At 42.9% G+C, this 23,586-nt stretch carries 26 protein-coding genes; 18 read left to right on the top strand and 8 right to left on the bottom strand.

Going from position 1 to position 23,586, the window contains the following annotated elements:
* The 3 genes from N667_RS0102380 (at position 1) to N667_RS0102370 (ending at position 3,427) form a co-directional block, all read left to right on the top strand.
* The gene (locus N667_RS0102380; RefSeq protein WP_027408082.1) at positions 1-816 is read left to right on the top strand and encodes a glycosyltransferase family 2 protein; all 816 of its coding nucleotides are present in this window, start codon (positions 1-3) and stop codon (positions 814-816) included.
* Between the two features lie 301 nt (positions 817-1,117).
* Positions 1,118-2,500 (top strand): glycine--tRNA ligase, encoded by a 1,383-nt coding sequence (locus N667_RS0102375; RefSeq protein WP_027408081.1) that lies wholly within the window; start codon positions 1,118-1,120, stop codon positions 2,498-2,500.
* 252 nt (positions 2,501-2,752) lie between these two features.
* Entirely contained in the window at positions 2,753-3,427 is a 675-nt protein-coding gene (locus tag N667_RS0102370; protein ID WP_027408080.1) for a uracil-DNA glycosylase, read from the top strand.
* Positions 3,428-3,534: 107 nt separating this feature from the next.
* On the opposite strand, the gene N667_RS0102365 is transcribed toward N667_RS0102370, so the two are convergent.
* Positions 3,535-5,151: a glycoside hydrolase family 13 protein gene (locus N667_RS0102365; protein WP_027408079.1), complete on the bottom strand. Its 1,617-nt coding sequence runs from the start codon at positions 5,149-5,151 to the stop codon at positions 3,535-3,537.
* Between the two features lie 94 nt (positions 5,152-5,245).
* On the opposite strand from N667_RS0102365, the gene N667_RS0102360 reads away from it, so the two are divergent.
* The 3 genes from N667_RS0102360 (at position 5,246) to N667_RS0102350 (ending at position 6,291) form a co-directional block, all read left to right on the top strand.
* The gene (locus N667_RS0102360; RefSeq protein WP_027408078.1) at positions 5,246-5,500 is read left to right on the top strand and encodes a YwdI family protein; all 255 of its coding nucleotides are present in this window, start codon (positions 5,246-5,248) and stop codon (positions 5,498-5,500) included.
* Positions 5,501-5,572: 72 nt separating this feature from the next.
* Positions 5,573-5,827, top strand: a complete 255-nt coding sequence (locus N667_RS0102355; protein WP_027408077.1) for a hypothetical protein — start codon at positions 5,573-5,575, stop codon at positions 5,825-5,827.
* 92 nt (positions 5,828-5,919) lie between these two features.
* Positions 5,920-6,291, top strand: a complete 372-nt coding sequence (locus tag N667_RS0102350; protein WP_027408076.1) for a DUF423 domain-containing protein — start codon at positions 5,920-5,922, stop codon at positions 6,289-6,291.
* 37 nt (positions 6,292-6,328) lie between these two features.
* Here the strand turns inward: N667_RS0102350 and gerQ are convergent, their stop codons facing one another.
* The 3 genes from gerQ to hemQ all read right to left on the bottom strand — a co-directional run bounded on the left by gerQ (position 6,329) and on the right by hemQ (position 8,202).
* The gene (gene gerQ / locus N667_RS0102345) at positions 6,329-6,844 is read right to left on the bottom strand and encodes a spore coat protein GerQ (protein WP_027408075.1); all 516 of its coding nucleotides are present in this window, start codon (positions 6,842-6,844) and stop codon (positions 6,329-6,331) included.
* Between the two features lie 29 nt (positions 6,845-6,873).
* Complete coding sequence (locus N667_RS0102340) at positions 6,874-7,296, bottom strand: cell wall hydrolase (protein ID WP_027408074.1); 423 nt, start codon at positions 7,294-7,296, stop codon at positions 6,874-6,876.
* Positions 7,297-7,455: 159 nt separating this feature from the next.
* On the bottom strand, positions 7,456-8,202 hold the full coding sequence (gene hemQ, locus N667_RS0102335) for a hydrogen peroxide-dependent heme synthase (protein WP_027408073.1): 747 nt from the start codon (positions 8,200-8,202) through the stop codon (positions 7,456-7,458).
* A gap of 203 nt (positions 8,203-8,405) precedes the next feature.
* On the opposite strand from hemQ, the gene pta reads away from it, so the two are divergent.
* Both pta and N667_RS0102325 read left to right on the top strand, forming a co-directional pair.
* Entirely contained in the window at positions 8,406-9,380 is a 975-nt protein-coding gene (gene pta / locus N667_RS0102330; RefSeq protein ID WP_027408072.1) for a phosphate acetyltransferase, read from the top strand.
* A 90-nt stretch (positions 9,381-9,470) separates the two neighbouring features.
* A complete protein-coding gene (locus N667_RS0102325) occupies positions 9,471-10,298 on the top strand; it encodes a biotin/lipoate A/B protein ligase family protein (RefSeq protein ID WP_027408071.1) in 828 nt (275 codons plus the stop codon).
* Between the two features lie 46 nt (positions 10,299-10,344).
* On the opposite strand, the gene N667_RS0102320 is transcribed toward N667_RS0102325, so the two are convergent.
* The gene (locus tag N667_RS0102320; RefSeq protein WP_027408070.1) at positions 10,345-10,992 is read right to left on the bottom strand and encodes an RsfA family transcriptional regulator; all 648 of its coding nucleotides are present in this window, start codon (positions 10,990-10,992) and stop codon (positions 10,345-10,347) included.
* 337 nt (positions 10,993-11,329) lie between these two features.
* Between N667_RS0102320 and N667_RS0102315 the strand changes: the two genes are divergently transcribed.
* The 3 genes from N667_RS0102315 (at position 11,330) to N667_RS0102305 (ending at position 13,521) form a co-directional block, all read left to right on the top strand.
* Positions 11,330-11,557: a DUF1450 domain-containing protein gene (locus tag N667_RS0102315; protein WP_027408069.1), complete on the top strand. Its 228-nt coding sequence runs from the start codon at positions 11,330-11,332 to the stop codon at positions 11,555-11,557.
* 130 nt (positions 11,558-11,687) lie between these two features.
* A complete protein-coding gene (locus N667_RS0102310; RefSeq protein WP_027408068.1) occupies positions 11,688-12,989 on the top strand; it encodes an HD domain-containing protein in 1,302 nt (433 codons plus the stop codon).
* A 13-nt stretch (positions 12,990-13,002) separates the two neighbouring features.
* Positions 13,003-13,521 carry a YwgA family protein gene (locus N667_RS0102305; protein WP_027408067.1) on the top strand — a complete coding sequence of 173 codons (519 nt, stop codon included), beginning with the start codon at positions 13,003-13,005 and terminating at the stop codon, positions 13,519-13,521.
* A 12-nt stretch (positions 13,522-13,533) separates the two neighbouring features.
* Here the strand turns inward: N667_RS0102305 and N667_RS0102300 are convergent, their stop codons facing one another.
* Both N667_RS0102300 and N667_RS0102295 read right to left on the bottom strand, forming a co-directional pair.
* Complete coding sequence (locus N667_RS0102300; RefSeq protein WP_027408066.1) at positions 13,534-14,835, bottom strand: NCS2 family permease; 1,302 nt, start codon at positions 14,833-14,835, stop codon at positions 13,534-13,536.
* Positions 14,836-14,955: 120 nt separating this feature from the next.
* Positions 14,956-15,141, bottom strand: coding sequence for a 2-hydroxymuconate tautomerase (locus N667_RS0102295; protein WP_027408065.1), 186 nt, complete (start codon positions 15,139-15,141; stop codon positions 14,956-14,958).
* Between the two features lie 143 nt (positions 15,142-15,284).
* On the opposite strand from N667_RS0102295, the gene N667_RS0102290 reads away from it, so the two are divergent.
* Positions 15,285-15,953 (top strand): site-2 protease family protein, encoded by a 669-nt coding sequence (locus N667_RS0102290; RefSeq protein ID WP_027408064.1) that lies wholly within the window; start codon positions 15,285-15,287, stop codon positions 15,951-15,953.
* 12 nt (positions 15,954-15,965) lie between these two features.
* The gene (locus N667_RS0102285) at positions 15,966-16,472 is read left to right on the top strand and encodes a YwhD family protein (protein WP_027408063.1); all 507 of its coding nucleotides are present in this window, start codon (positions 15,966-15,968) and stop codon (positions 16,470-16,472) included.
* A gap of 156 nt (positions 16,473-16,628) precedes the next feature.
* On the opposite strand, the gene N667_RS0102280 is transcribed toward N667_RS0102285, so the two are convergent.
* Entirely contained in the window at positions 16,629-18,683 is a 2,055-nt protein-coding gene (locus tag N667_RS0102280; RefSeq protein WP_027408062.1) for a transglycosylase domain-containing protein, read from the bottom strand.
* Between the two features lie 182 nt (positions 18,684-18,865).
* Between N667_RS0102280 and speE the strand changes: the two genes are divergently transcribed.
* The 5 genes from speE to N667_RS18185 all read left to right on the top strand — a co-directional run bounded on the left by speE (position 18,866) and on the right by N667_RS18185 (position 23,291).
* Positions 18,866-19,693, top strand: a complete 828-nt coding sequence (gene speE, locus N667_RS0102275; RefSeq protein WP_027408061.1) for a polyamine aminopropyltransferase — start codon at positions 18,866-18,868, stop codon at positions 19,691-19,693.
* A 12-nt stretch (positions 19,694-19,705) separates the two neighbouring features.
* Complete coding sequence (gene speB, locus N667_RS0102270) at positions 19,706-20,587, top strand: agmatinase (RefSeq protein ID WP_027408060.1); 882 nt, start codon at positions 19,706-19,708, stop codon at positions 20,585-20,587.
* Positions 20,588-20,808: 221 nt separating this feature from the next.
* Positions 20,809-21,246 (top strand): DUF1934 domain-containing protein, encoded by a 438-nt coding sequence (locus N667_RS0102265; protein WP_027408059.1) that lies wholly within the window; start codon positions 20,809-20,811, stop codon positions 21,244-21,246.
* On the top strand, positions 21,243-22,913 hold the full coding sequence (gene argS, locus N667_RS0102260; RefSeq protein WP_027408058.1) for an arginine--tRNA ligase: 1,671 nt from the start codon (positions 21,243-21,245) through the stop codon (positions 22,911-22,913). Before N667_RS0102265 ends, argS begins: the two co-directional genes overlap by 4 nt.
* A gap of 210 nt (positions 22,914-23,123) precedes the next feature.
* A complete protein-coding gene (locus N667_RS18185; protein ID WP_035097789.1) occupies positions 23,124-23,291 on the top strand; it encodes a XapX domain-containing protein in 168 nt (55 codons plus the stop codon).
* The last annotated feature ends 295 nt before the right edge of the window (positions 23,292-23,586 follow it).

The following is a 23,586-nucleotide window of genomic DNA, read 5'->3' as shown; positions in this document are numbered from 1 at the left end:
ATGAATCCGTTTGTTTCGATCGTTGTTCCGACGTACAATCGGCCATATCCGCTTGCGGAATTATTAGAGTCTTTAAGCAGGCAAACATATAAACCTTTTGAAGTCATCATTGTCAATGATGGCGGTGAACGTGTAGATCATATTGTCGCGTTATATCCAGAATTACGTATTCATCTTATTCATTGTGAGCGAAATGTCGGACATGTCGAGGCGCGAAATATCGGGGTGAAGGCCGCACGCGGTGAATTGATTATGCTTTGCGATGATGACGACTTACTTCTGTCTTGTCATGTTGAAAGAATGGTTGCGGCCATTTCCGATGCTGATTTTGTTTATTCAGATGTCGAGATTTTCTATTATCGTATGGACGACGGGCATCGCATCCCGACGAATCGTTTTTTATTTGCTTACGAATATGATAAAGAAGCGATGCGGCAATTTTCCACGTATGTCCCATCAGGCAGTTTGTATCATAAGCGTATTCATGAGTCTGTCGGTTATTTTGATCCATATGTTCATAATTATTGGGACTGGGATTTCTTTTTGCGCGTCTCGTCGACCTTTCGCGTCAAACGTGTCGCAGCAGCAAGCGTCCTATACGCTTTTTCCAATGAAGGGGACCATCTGTCGCGACAAATGACGGACAGACGGCAAATGTACTTGGATCGGTTAGGTGAAAAGCATGGTCTCGGGAAGCTTCCGACGAAAAACTTTTGGCTATTGCTTTCCGAACCAGAAGTGGCAAAACGAAAGGCAAGTAGCGAGATTATTTGGGATGGAGCGCCGATTGTATCACGGTTAAAAAATCGATTGTAAAAATGGTGTGCGGCATTGACGATTGTTTTTTGATTTTGTTATTATAAATAGCAAAACACGCATATATTGTAACGATGATGGATGAATAGTAGTGGTCCCTCTCTTCTTTAGCGAGCCGGGGATGGTGGAAGCCTGGCGAAGATGGCCAACGAAACGGCAGTCCGGAGTTGCGTTCGCAAAAAGTGGGTGCACAATGTGCATCAACTAGGGTGGAACCGCGGGAGTTACGCTCTCGTCCCTAGGCGAAAAGCCTAGTGGCGAGAGCGTTTTTGTTTGAAAAAATATATAAGGAGGAGATCATATGTCAGTTACGATGGAACAAATTGTCGCTCATGCGAAGCATCGCGGGTTTGTTTTTCCAGGTTCCGAGATTTATGGCGGCTTAGCAAACACGTGGGATTACGGCCCGTTAGGAACAGAGTTAAAAAACAACATTAAACGAGCTTGGTGGAAAAAATTTGTCCAAGAGTCTCCTTACAATGTCGGTTTGGATGCGGCGATTTTAATGAATCCGAAGACATGGGAAGCGTCAGGTCATTTAGGCAATTTTAACGATCCAATGATCGACTGTAAACAATGTAAGGCGCGTCACCGCGCTGACAAATTGATTGAAAACGCCTTAGAAGCAAAAGGAATTGAAATGGTTGTTGACGGATTGCCATTTGTAAAAATGGAAGAGCTTATTAAAGAGCACAGCATCGCATGTCCGGATTGCGGTAGCCAAGATTTCACGAGCATTCGCCAGTTTAACTTAATGTTTAAAACATTCCAAGGTGTTACTGAATCGAGTGCGAACGAGATTTACCTTCGTCCGGAAACGGCGCAAGGCATTTTTGTCAACTTTAAAAACGTGCAGCGGACGATGCGCAAAAAGCTGCCGTTCGGTATCGCACAAATAGGAAAAAGTTTCCGTAATGAAATTACGCCAGGTAACTTTACATTCCGCACGCGCGAGTTCGAACAAATGGAATTAGAGTTTTTCTGCAAACCTGGCGAAGAATTGAAATGGTTTGATTATTGGAAGCAATTTTGCGAACGATGGCTATTATCATTAGGAATAAAGCAAGACAACATTCGCCTGCGCGACCATTCCGAGGAAGAATTGTCGCACTATAGTAACGCAACGACAGATATTGAATATAAATTCCCGTTTGGCTGGGGTGAGCTATGGGGCATTGCCTCGCGCACCGATTACGATTTAAAACAACATATGGAACATTCTGGTGAAGATTTCCATTATATTGATCAAGAAACGAATGAGCGTTACATTCCTTACTGCATTGAGCCGTCGCTTGGCGCGGACCGCGTCACGCTTGCCTTTATGATCGACGCGTATAACGAAGAGGCGCTTGAAGACGGCACGACACGTACGGTCATGCGCTTGCATCCGGCACTTGCGCCTTATAAGGCAGCTGTATTCCCGTTATCGAAAAAGCTTTCCGATGGAGCGCGCCAAATTTTCGAAGATTTATCGAAGCATTTTATGGTCGACTATGATGAATCAGGTTCGATCGGAAAACGCTACCGCCGCCAAGATGAAATTGGGACGCCATTCTGTATCACGTACGATTTTGACTCCGAGCAAGACGGCATGGTGACGGTGCGCGACCGTGACACGATGGAACAAACGCGCGTACCGATTGCGGAGTTAAAGAGCTTCCTTGAAGAGAAAATTCAATTTTAATTATGAAAAGGCAATCTCGCAATGTAGAGATTGCCTTTTTGATTAGAAAGTGAACGAAGAAAGATAGAACAATGGGCGAAAGCAGAGGATGTGGAAAAATGGAAAGCAGGAAAATTGGGTAGTCGGCGGCTTGATTCAGCTTCTTTATCTAGCCGCAGGGATAGGACTGCTTTGCTTTGTGTTGGAAAGATTTATATCATAAGGCGAGTTGTGATACATTAAGGGTAAATGAATGAAGAAAGGATTGTGATTATGGCGATTTTAAAAAATGATTGGGCCCCTTTGTTAGAAGAGGAATTTGAAAAACCGTATTATATAAAGCTGAGGGAATTTTTGAAGGAAGAGTACCGGACGAGAACGATTTATCCGGATATGTATGATATTTTCAACGCTCTTCATTATACACCGTACGAGCATGTCAAAGTCGTTATTTTAGGACAAGACCCATACCACGGTCCGAATCAAGCGCACGGGCTTAGCTTTTCTGTAAAGCCTGGTGTTCCGTTGCCGCCTTCATTGTTAAACATTTTTAAAGAATTGCAGGATGATCTCGGATGTTATATCCCGAACAACGGCTATTTAGTTAAATGGGCTCAGCAAGGGGTTCTTTTATTGAATACGGTATTAACAGTTCGCAGGGGAGAAGCGAATTCTCATAAAGGAAAGGGATGGGAGATTTTCACAGACCGTGTCATTGAGCTCGTGAACAGCAAACAAGAACCGGTGGTTTTTATTTTATGGGGCCGGCATGCCCAGGCGAAAAAAGAACTTATTACAAATTCGGTTCATTATATCATTGAAGCGCCGCATCCGAGCCCGTTTTCGGCCGCGCGCGGCTTTTTTGGCAGCCGTCCTTTTTCCAAAACGAATGCGTTTTTGAAAAAGGTAGGGAAAGAGCCGATCGATTGGCAGATCGAGAATATTTGAACATGGCGACAACAATTACCGTTGTCGCCATTTTATCCTTTGGAATCGGCAAATGCAAAAGGCAGTTATGTTTTATTTTGAGTTTCAACAGGACTGACGCGCCAACTCTATTTCATTTCGTAAATCCGCGCCTCATGAGGACGCATGTGCAAGACGACCCCTGTCTCCCGAATGTCTGGATAATTGCCGAGCAATAATTGGCGTTTGGCAGTTGCCAAAGATTCCGGCAGTTCATAATCGTTGGCATTGTCGCAATGATTAAGGACAATAAGAAGGCGCTGTCCTTCGAATTCGCGCGTGTAGGCGTAAATGTGCGGCTCGTTTGCCGTGTAGTCGCAGAACGTGCCATACACCATTTCCGGCCGCTCTTTTCGCAATTGAATGAGCTTGCGATAATAATGATAGACTGAATTCGGGTCAGCGAGCGCTTGTTTAACATTGATAGTTTTATAGTTTGGATTGACCTTAATCCAAGGCGTGCCGGTTGTAAATCCTGCCTGTTCGCTGTCGTCCCATTGCATCGGTGTCCGAGAATTGTCGCGGCTTAACGGCTGCAAGCTTTCTAGCACCTCGTGCGGGTCGCGTCCTTTCGCGACTTCTTCGGCATATTTATTTTTCATCGCGATGTCATTATAGTCATCAATCGAAGGGAAACGGACACCCGTCATCCCGATTTCTTCGCCTTGGTATATGTACGGCGTTCCCGGCAGCGTATGCAGCATTGTCCCGAGCAATTTGGCGGACTCGACGCGGTATTCTTTATCGTTGCCATAGCGCGTCACTTGCCTTGTATGGTCGTGGTTGTTTAAAAATTGCGAGTTCCAACCTTTTCCCCATAACCCTTCATACCAGCGTTTTTGAATTTGCTTAAAGCGCAGTGGATCCCAGCTCGGCATCTCATCGCACACTTCAAAATGGAACAATGTATGCAGTTCATGACGGTCTTCGGCGACATATTTTAGCCCTTCTTCTGGAGTGACAAAAGCGACTTCACCGACAGTAAAAATGTCGTAATGTTTAAATACCCGTTCGTTCATTTCCTTTAGATAATCGTGTAACCCTGGATTGTTAGTCAAGTAACGAATATCGCTTGGGTTGGCGGCATCGGGAAACCCATCCGGTTTGGCGAGAAGAGCGATCGCATCTAAGCGGAATCCGTCAATTCCTTTATCAAGCCAAAACCGCATCATTTTATAAATTTCTTCGCGCACTTCAGGGTTTTTCCAGTTTAAATCTGGCTGTTCAACGGCAAAGGAGTGGAAATAGTACTGTCCTGTCGCTTCATCATATTCCCAAGCGGATGGAGTGAAATAGGAGCGCCAGTTGTTTGGTTTGTCGCGCCAAATGTACCAGTCACGTTTTGGATTGTCTTTGGACGAGCGCGACTCTAAAAACCAAGGATGTTTGTCTGACGTATGATTGACGACAAGATCCATAATCAGCTTCATGTTACGTTTATGAACTTCGGCAAGAAGCATTTCCCATGTTTTCATCGTGCCGGCTTTGTCCATAATTTGATAATAGTCTGAGATGTCATAGCCGTTATCTTTATCAGGAGATTCATAACAAGGATTAAGCCAAATAACATTGGCACCAAGGTGCTGGATGTAGTCGAGCTTTTCAATTAAGCCTTGCAAGTCGCCATATCCATCTCCATCGGAATCGTAAAAACTGCGCCAATATACTTGGTACACTACAGCCTCTTTCCACCATGTTTTTTTCATTATTTTCGCCCCCTAAAACGCTCTTAGCTTGAAATGTTTCCATATATAGAATACCATTGAATCAGCGTGACAGAAAGATGGGAGTGAAAACGTTTTGGATATATCAGTATCAACGGTTTTAACAAAAATGGCTGAACAGCTGCAAAAGGCGCGTGCTACGCAAGATATGCAACATATTCGCGAGCATATTGCGGCGATCCGCGTTCTTTGCGATGTGATTTTAGAAGGAGAGAATCAAACAGCGCAGCATCCTGTTCCGTCTTCGTTACAACCTCTCGTGTTGGAAACTAGGACAGAGCGGATTGATATCGGAGAGGATGCCAACGGACCGTCTTTGTTTGACTTTTGATAAATTGGAAATGTTCACCTCCAATTAAATGGAACAGCAAGGGAATAATGATAGAGAAGCGGAGGTGAAAGTATGCAAGGACGTCTCAATTTTTCGTCCGAAAATACTCATGAACGTTATGAAGTATATGTGAACGGGGATTTTGTCGGATATAAGATATTATCTAAGCAGAATGAAGAACTCGTTGATTTAGAGGATTTTCTTCATAAACAAGGATTTTCAGAGGCCAAAGCCCACATAGATAAGAGCCATTATGAGATCAAAACAGATAAAGATTCTGCTGAACGAATTAAAAAAGTATTAGAAATGTATTTGCAGCAAAGATGATGCCCTTCTTGTTATGAAGCAGAAGGGTTTTTCTTTTGTCGGTAAATGCGTTATCATAATGATGGAATTTATAAGTGAGGGGAAGAAGAAAGATGAAAATATTTGTATTGCTTGGAGCGATCAATGCGTTTCTAGCTGTGGCATTAGGGGCTTTTGGGGCGCATGGCCTTGAGGGAAAAATCCCTGAGCGTTATTTAGAAATATGGAAAACAGGCGTGCATTATCATATGTTTCATGCCATCGGACTTTTTATCGTCGCCCTTTTGTTAGGAAAGTTCCCAAATATTCAGCAACTCACTACAGCAGGCTGGATCATGTTCGTCGGTATTGTATTGTTTTCTGGAAGTTTGTACGTATTAAGCGTGACACAAATTAAGCCGCTTGGAGCAATTACGCCATTTGGCGGCGTCGCGTTTTTAATTGCTTGGGCGATGATTGCCTATGTAGCCGTGAAACATTTATAAGGGCTGCTTTAATAGCAGCCCTTTTTATGGGGTTTCATTAACGCGGAGCATAGGAGCTTAATCCAGACGCTGTACCGCCGGCAAACGGATATTCATAGTTAATTTCTTCATCAAACACAACATAATTCAGATAAATCATCGGAAGCAAATAGCGTTGCCCCGTTTGTGGGTCGCTTAAAATTAAATGATCGCGTCCCGCTGCTTCGATTATGCCACGGAACACTTTCGCATTCCATTCCCGGTTGTTCTCGAAGGTCATATAAACGGTTACCATTTTCCCTTTGTTTAATCGTAAAATGTTTTCGATGTAAGATTCTTCAATTGGTAACATACCCGGTATCGGTTGGCTAGCGGTTACTGGAGTCTGTGCAGCGAATGAAGGGGTCTGCAAACCAAATCCAGACATCTGTGGCGCAGTGGTCTGATACGGAACAGCTTGCTGGGAATATGGATAAGCAGTTGGGTAATAACCTTGTGGGTACGTGTAGCCGTATGGATATTGTTGTTGTTGATATTGATAGCTTTGTTGTTGACGATCTTCTTCGTATGTCATATGAAAACCCTCCTATATTTAAAGATAAATTAGTATACTTTTGGACAATCGCTCGACGATGGGGCGTAGAAGCAATGCGCTTTGAATCGCCCGACATTCCATTGGTTGAACCATTGCGGCGGACATTCGCCTTGCGGTTTAAAAAACCATAGTGAATTGGTTGCCGGATGGTAGCGCCAGCCGCGAATGACTTGGCGGGCCAACTGAATGTCTAGTTCTCTCGCTGCTTGATAAAAATAGCCCTTCTGTATTGCCTCGAAGCCGCCAGGGCTTTGAAATACCATCTGTCTAATCGAACGCAACCCCCGGAAATCAAGGCAATCGGAAATCACTCGATTGACACCGACGTTGCCGACCATCAGCATCCCTAATCTTCCTTCTCCTTCTGCTTCTGCCCGCATCAATCTTGCTAACAATTTCACATCTTCTGCGTTGTGGGCAACAACAGCCATTTCGTCACCTCATCCCGTCTTTTTTCTCGACAGTAATAGGCTATTGTAGAAGCGGAAAATGGTGACAGAAAAATAGATTTTATTTTATAGTTATGTTAAGGAAAGAGGGACTATGACAAAAAAATTCGGGATGTCTGCCCATAGACATCCCGTTGTAATTTATACATGGAAAAATAGAGATACCTTTTCTTTTGGAAGCTGATTTCCTACAAAAAAGGAGCCAAACTCTCCATAGCGAGCGCTTACTTCGTCAAACCGCATTTCATAGACAAGCTTTTTAAACTGTAATACATCGTCTGCAAATAATGTAACGCCCCACTCATAATCGTCAAACCCGACCGATCCGGTGATCACTTGTACAACTTTGCCTGCGTATTTGCGTCCTGTCATTCCGTGTGCGCGCATGAGATTGCGGCGCTCTTCCATCGGAAGCATGTACCAGTTGTCGTTGCCTTGGCGGCGCTTGTCCATTGGATAGAAGCAAATATGCTTTGTTTTTGGAAGAATCGGGAACAAACGGCGGCGAACTTCCGGATTTTCATACGGATCGCTTCCATCAGAAGGTAAGTAATTGCTTAGTTCGACAACAGATACGTATGAATACGCAGGAACAAGATATTCTGCCAATTTCGTTTTATTGAATGCCGTTTCGATTTCATTCAGCTCTTCCATTGTCGGACGCAAAATCATGAACATAATGTCTGCTTTTTGACCGACAACGGTGTAAATCGCATGGCTGCCTTCTTTGCGGTTTTCTGTTTCTTGCCACTTTTCTACTAATGATAAAAATTCATGAATGGCCGCTTGACGCTCGTCGCTTGTAAGCGTCTTCCAAGCGGTCCAATCGACTGTGCGGAAATCGTGCAGACAATACCAACCTTCGAGTGTTTGTGCTGCTTCACTCATGCTTTTCAACTCCTTATGTATGATTTAACTTTACTATATCATAGTTTGCCCAAAGAACGCTCGAAAAACAAATAGTCATTATCGATGACTGAATTATTTTAATAAAAAGACTATTTTTTGTAAGGGTTTACCTTAGTTGCGTTTCCCTATAATAAGAGTATGCTAGTAGATAGGGATTTTATTGAAATTGAGGAGGAGCTTTTGTGACAGATTTATTTTCTATATTAAAGCAAAAAGTATCTGGAAAAAACATTACAATCGTTTTCCCAGAAGGATTGGATGAGCGCATCTTGACGGCGGTTAGCCGGTTAGCAAGCGAACAAGTATTAAAGCCAATCGTTATCGGCAATGAGGTTGCCGTAAAAGATAAAGCTGCTCAAATGGGAATCGAATTTCCTGATAGCATACAGATCATCGATCCTGAAAACTATGAAGCAATGGATGAGTTGGCCGAGGCGTTTGTGGAACGTCGGAAAGGCAAAGTGTCAAAAGAAGAAGCTCGCAATATTTTACTAGATGAAAACTACTTTGGAACCATGCTTGTATATATGAATAAAGCACACGGCTTAGTGAGCGGTGCAGCCCATTCTACCGCTGATACGGTACGGCCAGCCTTGCAAATTATTAAAACGAAGCTAGGCATTCGCAAGACATCAGGTGTCTTTATTATGGTACGTGGGGACGAAAAGTACGTGTTTGCCGATTGCGCGATTAATATTGCTCCAGATAGCCAAGATTTGGCGGAAATCGCTGTTGAGAGCGCCAATACGGCGAAAATGTTTGATATAGAACCACGTGTTGCTATGTTAAGTTTTTCGACGAAAGGTTCGGCTCAATCACCGGAAACAGAAAAAGTGATTGAAGCGGTTCGCCTTGCAAAAGAAATGGCGCCGGACTTAACAATTGACGGCGAATTTCAATTTGATGCGGCATTTGTGCCGTCGGTAGCGAAAAAGAAAGCGCCGGGCTCCGTCATTCAAGGAGATGCGAATGTATTTGTGTTTCCAAGTTTAGAAGCGGGCAATATCGGTTACAAAATTGCTCAACGTCTTGGTAACTTTGAAGCAGTTGGCCCGATTTTGCAAGGATTAAACAAACCAGTCAACGATTTATCGCGCGGCTGCAACGCGGAGGATGTGTACAAGCTCTCGCTCATTACAGCAGCGCAGGCGTTATAATCTATAATTAAATGGAAAAGGGCTTAACGACGGAGTTAAGCCCTTTTTGTGGTATAATGAGGCTATATTATTGCAGCAAGGAGATTGACTATGGGACATGAGCTGTTGCAACAGCCGAAATGGCGAATTATTGACCAATCTCATTTAGGCCCAATGTTTGATGCGAAGCAATCGTTTGCGATGGATGATACGCTCTGTACAGCGGTAGGACAAGGTGCTTCGGAAGCGGTGGTCCGCACGTGGGTGCATCACAACACGATTGTGTTGGGCATTCAAGATACGAAACTTCCGCATTTGTCTCAGGGCATTTCCTTTTTACAAGAGCGGGGCTATCACGTCATTGTCCGCAACTCAGGGGGACTTGCCGTCGTTCTTGATGAGGGAGTGCTCAATATTTCGCTTATTTTTCCGGAAGCGAAAAAGTCGATCGATATTAATCAAGGATATGAGGCAATGTGGGAATTGATTAAACAGATGTTCTCTTCGTATGAAGCGACGATTGAAGCAAGAGAAATCGTTGGTTCGTATTGCCCTGGCAGCTATGATTTAAGCATTGGTGGAAAAAAATTTGCGGGCATTTCACAGCGCCGTATACGTGGCGGAGTGGCTGTACAAATATATGTATGTGTCCACGGAAGTGGTTCGGCTCGCGCCGAATTGATTCGTCAATTTTATGAGCACAGCTTGCAGGGGGAACCAACAAAATTTGTATACCCGCGCATTGTTCCGGAAACGATGGCATCGTTATCCGAGTTACTAGGAGAGCCGCTTGCGATATCCGAGGTGATGTTAAAACTGTTGCAGACGTTGCGATCATTTGGCGCAGAGCTTTACCCGTCTTCGTTAGCGGAAGAAGAGTGGCCGTTATATGAACTTTATCTGCAGCGGATGATTGAGAGGAACGAGAAAGTATTATAACAGAAGAAACTAATGCCTGCCCTACATGAATGAGGGCAGGCATTGATCATTCAGCTATTTTTTCTAAATTCCCGTTTTTATCCATTTTAAACTTTAGTGTTTGTCGTTCTTCTTCCTCTTGAAGTGTTATTTTTCGTGCGCGGTTCATAATACGCAACATTGTTTCGTATTCTTCGCGGATTGTAGAAGAATCTTCTTCAAGTTTAGCAATTTTCTTTTCTAGTTCTTCCGTTTTAGCTAATAGTTCTTCTTTTTCTCGTTTAAGTCGTTCATTTTCTTGTTTGAGAGCCTCAGCGCCAACATTAGCAGATTTGAGCGACTGCAAAAAGGCAATGACGTGATCGAGCGTCATGGCGCTTTGTTCAGCAGGTGCTTTAAGTTCTGTTAGTTCTCCCAATTCTTCTAAAGAAGGCATTGGCGGTGTATAAAGCAGTTTTTTGCGAACAGGCTGGCTTTTACCAAGCAACCGTTGCCGCTCTTTTCTCTGCTTTTTCGCAAGCTGCAGCGCCGTTTCGTATCGGCTGCGGACAACCGCGTTCCAACGGAAGCCACAAGCCGCTGATGTTCGGTTCAGTTTATCCCCTACCTCTTCGAACGCGTTTAACTGCGTGCTTCCTTCGCGCACATGACGCAATACAGTTTCGGCAAGCAACAAATCATCTTCTTCAGTCCAGGCATCTTGGCGTTGTTTCATCACTTTCAACTTCCTTTCGCTTATAAGATTTATAAATGGTTATTTTGTAAAAGATTAAATGGGTTTTTCAACAGGCTTACATAGCGAAGTTGCCAGCTGAAAAAATTGGAAACTCCCTCTTGCTAGTTAGCGGTTGAATGTAACCGGGTATCAAGTTAAACTTGTATTGTTTGTTAGTAGTAGCATAGACAAAAAGAAGAAAGTCTATACAATTTTTTAGTTTTCGTGAATGGAAAATTGCAAGTTTCGCTGGTCATATGCGCGTTCAGCTTGCATTGTAAGCGGAGAAAAGGTAGAATACACGTTAGTGCAAACATGCAGGAAAGGATGAAATAGAATGGGCAACGAGTTTCGCGTATGCGATGACTGCCAAGCAACGAATTTAAAAACGTTGTTGCCTCGACTTAAAAAACTCGATCCAGACGCGACGATTCAAATTGGATGTCAATCATATTGCGGTCCTGGTCGAAAGAAATCGTTCGCTTTTGTCAATAACCGACCGATTTCGGCCGCAAACGAGGATGAATTGATTGACAAAATTGCACAGAAAATCAAAAAGAGTTAAAAAATCGCCTTCATTTTCATGAAAGGTGATTTTTTGTTTCTATTTTTAGGAAATAATAAAAATCAAGTATTTTTTTGCACATTGAGACGGCTTATAATAGATTCAGGTTATGAATGGAAGAGGGGATAAAATGGCGTATCCCGGAGGTCAATTAAGCGAAGAAAAAGTATTTAAAGACCCTGTTCATCGATACATACACGTTCGCGACAAAATTATATGGGATCTAATAGGAACAAAAGAATTTCAAAGATTGCGCCGCATTAAGCAGCTTGGCACGACATATTTAACGTTCCACGGTGCAGAGCATAGCCGTTTTAATCACTCGCTTGGCGTCTATGAGATTATTCGCCGCATTATTGATGATGTGTTTGTCGGCAGGGAGCATTGGGATCATAACGAACGGCTGCTTTGTTTATGTGCGGCGCTATTGCATGATTTAGGGCACGGTCCGTTTTCCCATTCGTTCGAGAAAGTGTTTCATTTGGATCATGAAAATTTTACGCAGGCGATTATTTTAGGAGATACGGAAGTGAACGCGGTACTCAAGAGAATGGGTGACGATTTTCCGAAAAAAGTTGCCGAGGTCATCGCGAAAACGTACCAAAATAAGCTTGTTGTCAGTTTAATCTCGAGCCAAATTGACGCCGATCGAATGGACTATTTGCTTCGCGACGCCTATTATACAGGTGTCAGCTATGGAAACTTCGACATGGAGCGTATTTTGCGCGTCATGCGCCCTCGCGAAGATCAAGTCGTGATTAAGCGAAGCGGCATGCATGCAGTCGAAGATTATATTATGAGCCGCTACCAAATGTATTGGCAAGTCTACTTCCATCCCGTCACGCGCAGTGCAGAAGTGATATTAACGAAAATTTTGCATCGCGCTAAGACGCTGTATGAAAGCGGGTATACGTTCCAAACGAAACCAGCCCACTTTTATTCTCTCTTTATGGGGCATGTAGATTTACATGATTATCTAAAGCTCGATGAAGCGATCATACTATATTATTTTCAACAATGGCAGGACGAAAAAGATGACATTTTACGCGATCTATGCAACCGCTTTGTTCACCGCCGTTTATTCAAATATGTCGAATTTAGTCCGACGAACGAACAAATGAAAAAATTGATGGAGTTGACACTTTTATTTAAAAAAGCAGGCATTGATCCGGAATATTATTTGGTCGTCGATTCTTCATCCGATTTGCCGTATGATTTTTATCGTCCCGGAGAAGAAGGGGAACGGCTGCCGATTTATTTGTTAATGCCGAACGGAGAACTTCGTGAACTTTCAAGAGAATCAGTGCTTGTCGATGCCATTTCCGGAAAGCGCCGAACGGATCATAAATTGTATTTTCCGGACGATTTTCTATACGACTTATCGACAAAGCGCACGATAAAGAGAAAAATTATTGAAATATTAGAGGGTTAGGAGATGACGAGGGGTGTTAACAGAACACGCAAAAATTATGAAGGCGTTTGCGGCGGCAGGAGAGATTGTCGGTCGAAAAAAGCTGCAAAAAATGATTTATATCGCAAAGAAATTAAAATTCCCTTTTTACGAGAAATTTGATTTCCATTTTTACGGTCCGTATTCCGAAGAGTTGACATGGCGCGTTGAAGAGCTTTGCAATTTGGGATTTCTAAATGAAGCGCGGGAAAAAAAGGGAGGATATTTTCAATATCGCTATACGTTAACGGCAGCGGGTGAAGAATTTTTAAACCATTACGACATTGACATGCCGCATCTCCAAGAATGCCTGAGGGACATGAACGAACAAAATTCAAGATTTTTAGAGCTCGTATCTACTGTTCTATATTTCGACAACTTAAGCAAGGACGAAGTAAAAGAAAAGGTATTTTCGTTAAAAAGCAAGCAGCGCTACACAGACGAAGAAATTGAACAAGCCTATTTATATATTGAACAATTGCGCGATAAAACACAAAAAGAAGCCCACGTATAAGGGCTTCTTTTTTCAATGAGGCAAAAATGCAAGTTGATAGAAAAATAAAGCTGCAAAAATATAAACAAGCGGATGCACTTCGCGCCACTTCCCGCGCGTAATTTTTAGAAGCGGGTAAGAGATAAAGCCGAGCGCGATGCCCGTTGCGATGCTTGATGTAAGCGGCATGCTCAAGATGATAAGGAACGCCGGAAACGCTTCATCTAATTCATTCCATTGAATGTGTGCGATGCTGCCCATCATTAAGCTGCCGACAATAATGAGCGCTGGAGCTGTAATGGCCGAAATTCCGGAAACCGCCCCGACGAGCGGACCAAAGAAGGCGGAAAGGATAAATAAGATGGCGACGGTTAGCGATGTTAATCCTGTGCGCCCACCAGCTGCCACTCCAGCGGATGATTCAATGTAAGCAGAAGTTGGGCTTGTCCCAAAAATGGCGCCAACGGTTGTCGCAACGGAGTCTGCCAGCAGCGCTTCACGGGCGCGAGGCATCGTATTTCCTTTCATTAAGCCCGCCTGCTGCGCAACGCCGATCATTGTTCCTGTTGTATCAAAAATAGTGACAAGCAAAAACGAAAACACGACGGCGTATAAACCATAATGTATGACATCTCCAATTGCAGATAAAGGATTTGCAATAATTAGTCCTTCAGGAAGCGAAGGAGTGGAAACGAAACCTTTATCAAATTTTAGCTGGCCGGTAAAATAAGCAATTATTCCCGTTATAATCATTCCGAAAAACAATGCTCCGTTCACACGAAGCGACATGAAAATGAGCGTAACAGCCAAACCGATGAGCGTGAGTATAGCAGAAGGCGAATGAAGATCACCTAATGCTACTAAATTTTGCGGATGAGCTTTAATAATGCCTGTTAGACGCAAACCGATAAAGGCAATAAATAAACCGATGCCCGCGGTAATGCCATGTTTTAAGTTTTCAGGAATGGCTTCAATAAGCTTGCGGCGGAATGGTGTTAATGATAAAACAACGAAAATAATTCCAGCTACAAACACAGAGGAGAATGCTACTTCATATGAAATATTTCCGTGCGAGCCGACAACAGAATAAGCAAAATATGCATTTAACCCCATTCCAGGTGCAATCGCAATCGGATAGTTAGCGAACAAAGACATCCAAAGCGTTCCGATCACAGTGGCGATAATGGTCGCCAAAAATACTTGTTGGAATGGAACGCCTGCATCAGATAAGATGACAGGATTAACGATAACGATGTATACCATCGTTAGGAAAGTCGTTAAACCGGCCAATATTTCTGTTTTTACGTCTGTGTTATATTCAGATAGCTTAAACATAAGAACCTCCAAAATACGAACATTTATAAAAACCATATATTATATTATTCGTTTTCTAGAGAATACGCAACAAAAAAATAAGAAAGCCTACGCTAGGCTTCCTTTCTACTATAATCTGTATTATTCATCACTGAGACGCTTGCCGCCGATTGCATAATGATTTTTCGACATTTCTTCAATGAAGACAACAATTTTTTCTTTTGGGGCACCGGTCGTTTCCGATACAGCTTCCGTCACTTTCTCAACGAGCGCCTTTTTCTGCTCTTCTGTGCGTCCCTCAAGCATTTTTACTGTTACGTAAGGCATGAGATCGTCTCCTTTTTTCCGAAAATCACTTTATGAAAATCACTTTATATTATATCATCAGCAAGCTAGCCAATGTCCACTTTTTACGAAGAATCATGTATACTTATTAGTAAAATATTATAGAAAGAAGGAGAAAAAGCAAAGTGGACAATCTTTTACCATATTCGCTTAGCGAAATCCCTTATGTTTTAATGGCGTTAGCTATGGCGTTTTCTGTGCATGAATTTGCCCATGCGTACGTCGCTTATAAATTTGGTGACCCGACAGCCAAAAATCAAGGGAGACTGACATTATCGCCGTTTGCTCACTTAGATTTGTTGGGAACGCTGTTAATTTTTATCGCCGGTTTTGGTTGGGCGAGACCTGTACCTGTCAATCCGCATCATTTTAAAAACCCTCGCTTAGCGGGCATTCTTGTTTCTGTTGCGGGGCCGATCAGCAATCTTGTTTTGGCTGCAGGAGGTTTTTTTGTCTGGTACAGCATGATTCGTTTCGGCGTGATGTCGGCAATTCCGGACTGGTTTGCGGCGGGTTTTGATACGTTTTTTGAAATTTTTATTGGCTTAAATGCATTATTGTTCGTATTTAATTTGCTTCCGTTCCCGCCTTTGGACGGGTACCGGATTATTGAAGATATGGCGCCGCGTCATTTGCGGGCGAAAATGACGCAATGGGAAAATTACGGAGCGCTTATTTTTCTCATTCTTGTGCTAACACCGCTTGATCGATATACGATTCATCCTATTTTTAGCGTTGCCGTTCCGTTTATTTTGGATCATCTGCAAACATGGATTTATGCAATCATTTTTTAAAGGGGTGTTTTGATGGAACAAAAAAAGAAAAATATCGGATTTAATATTATTAAAAGCGACCCGACAGCTGGCCATGGCGGGTTTGGAGCGGGAGCTTTAAGCCTTGACAACGTTTCGCCAGTGATTATTGACGTGGAGGCAGGTGAAGCGTTTGTTGACATTGGTGCGATGCATGCACGCAGCGCGGTTGAGAAAGGAATTAAATTTATCCCAAACCGCGAGGAGGTGCCAAACGGAAAACCGTATTGGCTTGTATGGGTAACGATTGATCGAAAAGAGGAAGGCCCTTATTATGCTGGAGTGACAGCGTGCGAAATGACGGTTGATCGCGAAGCGCGGCGCGGGTATAAAATGTTGCCGGATCATGTTAACAAACTCGATAAATCTTTGAAACGTCGGATTATCGTTGAACATATGGATGAAAAATCGAAGCGGGTGCTAGCGGATTTTCTCAAGCAGCATAACCTTGACATGTGGAACTTATCAAGTGAAGAATTGAAAAAAGGATTAAATGCATAGGAATATTTATCCATATATGTGACGGTTTTGTGAACGTGTATGGACGAGGACTTGAGCTTTTTTTGGAAAAAGAGTAAACTAAACCTACATGTATAACACAATAAAACTAGGACAAGAAAACCCTCAAGCACTAGTGCTTGAGGGTTTTCTTTTTGACTAAAACCACTTAAATAGCTTTTCAAACCAGCTGTCGTTTTCGTCTTTATGCCGTTTCTTTTTCTTTTTGTTGTGAAGATGATCTGTGCAATATTCAGTTGGCTCTGTGCCAGCAAGATAATATGTGAGCCGCTTGACTGGGCATGCTTTTGTAGCTAGCTTCCCATTGTCCGGATTGATGTAGACCCCAACAACGCCTTTAGTCGGTTTAAACGCTTTGACCGGTTCGTTTTGCAAGCTTTGTTCCATAAATTTGGCCCAAATTCTTTTGGCGTATTGCTTTTCCGCCATTTTCGTAATTTTTTCTCCGCGGTCATAGCCGGTCCAAACACCTGCCACAAGCTGCGGCGCATAGCCGATCATCCAACTGTCTGTTTCAGTTGTTCCAGATTTCCCTGCATAAGGGCGGGTAAGATCTTTTAAAATAGTCTGACCTGTTACCGTTGTATAATCGTTTAGTTTCGGGTCGAACATTCCGGTCATTAACTGGGTCGTCACGTAGGCCGCGTCACGATCCAAAATTTGTTCGTGGCTTTGTTTATTTTCGTAAATAATTTCTCCCCGATGATTAACCACTTTTTTAATAAATACGGGCTCTACCTTTTTTCCATTGTTATCGAGGATGCTATAGGCGTTGACCATGTCAATCACTTTGACCGGCGATGTGCCTAACGCTAGGGAAGGAACTTGTTTTAATGGGCTTGAAATCCCCAATTTTTTGGCGGTCCGAACAAGTTGATCTTCCCCGATAAATAAATGGGTTGACACGGCAAATACATTATCGGATAGAGCTATTGCCTGCGCCAGTGTAATCATATCGTTCGCATAGTAATTATTATAGTTGTGTGGCGTATATGTTGATCCATCGTCAAATCTAAATGTTGTTAGTTCGCTTCGCAGCTCTGTTGATGGTGTGAACCCTTGCCGAATCGCAGCATAATAAAGGAACGGCTTGAACGTCGAACCCGGCTGCCGTTCAGCTTGCACTGCCCGGTTATAAGGGCTTTTTTTATAGTCTCGTCCGCCAACAAGCGCCTTCACTTCACCGGTATGAGGATCCATAGCCACAAGAGCGACTTGAATGTTAGAAGCTGGGTCAATGATATCATGAATTTGCTGTTCGGCAATGGCCTGCATGCGCGGATCAAGGGATGTATAAACACGCAATCCCCCCATTTCGATAGTCCGTTCATCGATGCCTAATTTTGTCCGCAATACATGTTTCACTATGTCTTGGTAATATGGGGCGATTTGTTCCTTGGCGACCTCGTGATGGCGGGAATAAACAAGCGGCGTTTCATAAGCTTTTTTCGCCTCTTTCTGACTAATATAGCCGCTTTCCACCATCGACATTAACACCGTTTTTTGCCGCTCTTTTGCTCTTTTTTCATTTACGAACGGCGAATAATAGGAAGGCCCTTTCGGAATGCCGGCCAACATGCTGGCCTCGGCTAGTGAAAGCTCTTTTGCTGTTTTTCCAAAATAATAATTGGCAGCTGCTTCGATCCCATATACACCGTGTCCGTAATAAATCGTGTTTAAATATCCTTCTAAAATGTCTTTTTTACTGTAATTCACTTCTAAGCGAATAGTATACAACGCTTCCTGCAGCTTTCTCATCCACGTTTTATCTAACGTTAAAAATAAATTGCGCGCATATTGCTGGGTAATTGTACTTGCTCCTTGCACTTTGCGCATTGCTTTTACATCGGCGATTATAGCGGCAGCGATCCGTTTCATATCAAAACCGTGATGTTCAAAAAACTTTTTATCTTCTACGGCCACTGTTGCGTTAATGACGGAAGGAGAGATGTCGTGTAAGCTCACCCAATACCGTTTTTGCCCGTTATCGCTTTCACCGATTTTCGTGCCATCATCGGCGTAGAAAATGGTCGTTTGCGGCACCGCTAAAGGCGGGGCGCCTTCAAGTTTGGCAAACGCAATCACCGCGGCGATGCAGACGGTGAATAAGATTGCTAGGATGAGGCTAATAAATATAAGCGCGCGAATATATTTAACCGTTCCCCGGAACCGGCTGCTTGGGATGATTTCCAACGTTTATCACCTCATCGATGTTGTTTATATTAGTATGAAAAGATTTGTCCTATTTTAAACATTTTTCTAGCAATTTTTACTTGAAATTTTGCTAGATTGCTCTATACTTTTTCGTGTTTGGTTTTTCTTTTCAAGGGAAAAAATAATGGCGTGCATTCGCTAATAAAGAAAGGGTGTTCGATATGGAACTTTGGTTTACAGAAAAGCAGACGGAACATTTTGGAATTACAGCGAGAATTAAACGTACTTTACATACAGAACAAACCGAATTCCAAAAGCTCGATATGGTGGAAACGGAAGAGTTCGGAAACATGCTCATTTTAGACGGCATGGTCATGACAACGCAAAAAGACGAGTTTGTATACCATGAAATGGTCGCGCATGTTCCGCTTTTTACGCATCCAAATCCAGAGAATGTTCTTGTTGTCGGCGGCGGCGACGGTGGAGTCATCCGCGAAGTATTAAAGCATCCGAGCGTGAAAAAAGCGACGCTTGTCGAAATTGATGGGAAAGTCATTGAGTATTCGAAAAAATATCTTCCAGAAATCGCAGGACAGCTCGATGACCCGCGCGTGGAAGTGAAAGTCGATGACGGCTTTATGCACATCGCGCAAAGCGAAAACGAGTATGATGTGATTATGGTTGATTCAACAGAGCCGGTCGGTCCAGCTGTTAATTTGTTTACAAAAGGTTTCTATGCAGGAATCGCCAAGGCGCTGAAGGAAGATGGCATCTTTGTAGCGCAAACGGACAACCCGTGGTTCAAAGCGGATTTAATCACGAATGTACAACGCGATGTGCGCGAAATTTTCCCAATTACGCGCCTCTACATTGCAAACATTCCAACATATCCAAGCGGCATGTGGACATTCACGATGGGTTCGAAAAAATACGACCCACTCGCGGTAGCGGACGAGCGCTTCCATGAGATCGACACAAAATATTACACGAAGGAGCTTCATAAAGCATGCTTCGTGTTGCCGAAGTTTGTCGCTGATTTAGTGAAATAAGGAGGATTCTGTATGCGATTTGATGAGGCGTATTCTGGCAACGTCTTTATTAAAAGTCATCCAAACTTTGAAGACAGTGAAGCAGTTATTTATGGCATGCCGATGGACTGGACGGTGAGCTATCGTCCGGGTTCACGCTTCGGTCCAGCGCGCATTCGTGAAGTGTCGATTGGGCTTGAGGAGTACAGTCCATATTTAGACCGTGAGCTAGGCGAAGTAAAATATTTCGATGCGGGCGACATTCCACTTCCATTTGGCAACGCGCAGCGAAGCTTAGATATGATCGAAGAGTTTGTTGACCGTGTATTGGCCGCTGGTAAGTTTCCGCTTGGCCTTGGCGGTGAGCACTTAGTTTCTTGGCCAGTAATGAAGGCAGTATATAAAAAATATCCTGATTTAGCGATCATTCATATGGACGCGCATACAGATTTACGTGAACATTATGAGGGTGAGCCGCTTTCTCACTCGACACCGATTCGTAAAATCGCGGAGCTAATCGGGCCGCAAAATGTGTACTCGTTCGGCATTCGCTCTGGTATGAAAGAAGAGTTTCAGTGGGCGAAAGATAATGGCATGTATATTGCCAAATTTGAAGTGTTGGAACCGTTAAAAGAAGTGCTTCCGACACTTGCAGGCCGCCCTGTATATGTGACGATTGACATCGACGTATTAGACCCAGCCCATGCACCAGGAACGGGAACGGTCGACTGCGGAGGCATCACATCAAAAGAGTTGCTTGCGGCGATTCATGAAATCGCTCGTTCGGACGTACATGTAGTCGGCGCCGATTTAGTAGAAGTAGCTCCTGTATACGACCATTCGGAACAAACAGCAAACACTGCGAGCAAGCTCATCCGTGAAATGATCCTCGGTTGGGTGCAAAAACGGAAATAATCAAAATCCCCGTCTTCTAACCTCTAGGAGAGACGGGGATTTGCTTTATAATATATTTATTTGGTGTTTTATTTCGTTAGAAGAACGACAGCTTATTGACAAAAATTGATGCTTATGAAAAAAGCGTACCTGCTTTCGTTCATGCACCCTTGAATATAGTCAAACCTTTTCTTATACTTATTAAAAGCTATAACATGTTTATTAATAAGGGTGTGTCCATTATGGAAAAAACAAGCGGAACACCGATCCGTCTGAAGCATGTAACGGATATCAGGGATGGAAATAGAAAAGAGACTATTGTATTTGAAGCGGATGGTCTATACTACGTAAAGGGAGATGTATCTTATTTAACATTTGAAGAAAGCCAAGAGATTGGGAAAGTGAAAACAATTGTTAAAATCGCCCAAGATGAGGTTACTGTGCTTCGTTCGGGAGCAGTTCATATGCGGCATGTGTTTCGTAAAAATGCTGAAACAGAGGGAAATTACCGAACCCCATTTGGTGCGTGGGCAATGAAAACAAAGACGAATAATATCGAATATTGTTATAATGAAAAAACGAAAAAAGGGCAATTATTTTTATCTTACATATTACAAATGCAAAATGAGCGAGTCGGTCGCCATGCGGTGACGATCACATTTAGGGAGGAATCAGCGTGAATATTGTAGAACAGGTGAAAGAACAACTAAAGGAAGAGATTAAGCAAGCGGTTGTAAAAGCAGGGCTTGCCGCAGAGCATGAAGTGCCAAATGTAATTTTAGAAGTGCCAAGAGAAAAAGCGCATGGTGATTACTCGACAAATATGGCCATGCAGCTTGCTCGAGTTGCAAAAAAAGCACCACGCATGATTGCTGAAGAGATTGTTAACCATTTTGATAAAACAAAAGCATCAATCGAAAAAATTGAAATTGCCGGTCCTGGCTTTATTAACTTTTACATGAATAATAGCTACTTAACTGACTTGGTTCCAATGATTATCAAGGCGGGAGCATCTTACGGTCAAACAAATGTTGGCCAAGGGGAGAAAGTACAAGTCGAATTCGTTTCTGCAAACCCGACAGGAAGTTTGCATTTAGGGCATGCCCGCGGAGCTGCTGTTGGAGATTCGTTATGCAACATTTTAGAAAAGGCTGGTTTTGAAGTAACGCGTGAATATTATATTAACGATGCCGGAAATCAAATTTTCAATTTGGCGAAATCGGTTGAAGCTCGCTATTTCCAGGCGCTTGGCATCGACAAAGAGATGCCGGAAGACGGTTACTATGGGGATGATATTATTCAATTAGGGAAACAGCTCGCTGATGAACACGGAGATAAGTTTGTGTCATTGGACGAGCAAGAACGCCTACAATTATTCCGTGAATACGGATTAAACTATGAAATGGACAAAATCAAACGAGATCTTCAAGATTTTCGTGTTAAATTTGATGTTTGGTACTCTGAAACGTCTTTATATCATAACGGCAAAATTGAAAAAGCGCTGCAAGCATTGCGTGAAAAAGGTCATATTTATGAGCAAGATGGGGCTACGTGGTTCCGTTCCACTGCATTTGGCGATGATAAAGATCGTGTTCTTATCAAGCAAGATGGTTCGTATACGTATTTGTTACCAGACATCGCATATCATCAAGACAAATTGCAGCGCGGGTTTACAAAACTCATTAACATCTGGGGAGCGGATCACCACGGATACATTCCGCGTATGAGAGCTGCAATCGAGGCACTTGGTTACGATCCGAACGTATTAGAAGTTGAAATTATCCAGCTAGTGAGCCTATACCAAAACGGAGAAAAAGTAAAAATGAGCAAACGCACCGGCAAAGCGGTGACGATGCGCGATTTGATGGAAGAGGTAGGACTTGATGCGACCCGTTACTTCTTTGCGATGCGTTCAAGCGACACGCATTTAGACTTCGATATGGATTTGGCAGTTTCCCAGTCGAATGAAAACCCAGTGTATTATGCGCAATATGCTCACGCGCGCGTATGCAGCATTCTCCGCCAAGGCGAGGAGCAAAAGCTGTCGTATGAAGGAGAATTAGATTTTGCTCATATTCAATCGGAAAAAGAAATTGAGTTATTGAAAAAGCTCGGCGAGTTCCCAATGGCAGTGTCGGAAGCAGCACTGAAGCGCACGCCGCATCGCATTACAAACTATATTTTTGAGTTGGCTTCGGCGCTGCACAGCTTCTACAACGCTGAAAAAGTCATTGACCCAGAAAATGTTGAGAAAAGCCAAGCACGTTTAGCCTTAGTAAAAGCAGTGCAAATCACACTACAAAATGCTCTTTCGCTTATTGGCGTATCGGCTCCAGAAAAAATGTAAGCAATGGTTGAAAGGTCTTGTTTAGGCGAGCAACAGTGAAACAAACATAATAAAAAGAAGTGGGTATATTTGTGCTATGCCAATGCAAATATATCCGCTTTTTTTTGGCTCCTCATTTTGAATAAATTATGTTAAGATGTGAAAGGTCTGTCGATAGAAGTAGATGTGTGTCGAAAAATGCGACAGCGAAAGAGAACGGAGGAGAATATGATGAAAGAAATTATTTTATCATTATTGACCGGTATGGTTGTCGGCTTTTTATTTACTCTATTTCGCTTGCCGATTCCAGCTCCGCCGGCGCTTGCAGGAATTTCAGGCATCGTCGGCGTATACTTAGGTATGAAAGTTTTTCAATGGATTAGCATATTGTGGAAATAAAAATGTTGGGGAAAGAATCCCCAACATTTTTTTAATGGTTGAAAATAGATCGACAAAAAGGAATGGACGATAAACGTTTTCTCTTTCGGATATAAGAATACTGCATTATAAATTAGGGGAATCTTAATGGGCTTGTTGCTTTTATTCGGTGTAACGGAATTTATTGGAAAGTTTTTGAGATCATGTATATTGGCATGTACGCAACTATCAGTACTGTATTGTTAACAATGTTGAAGTAGCAGGAAGAAGCTGTGTTTCCATCAATCATTCTTGTTAAGCCTACTCAATATGCCGA

This window comes from Anoxybacillus tepidamans PS2 (assembly GCF_000620165.1).
GTDB classification, from domain to species: Bacteria; Bacillota; Bacilli; order Bacillales; family Anoxybacillaceae; genus Anoxybacteroides; species Anoxybacteroides tepidamans_A.
The sequence above is the reverse complement of the archived record's forward strand: the minus strand, read 5'-3'. Positions and strand labels throughout refer to the sequence as shown.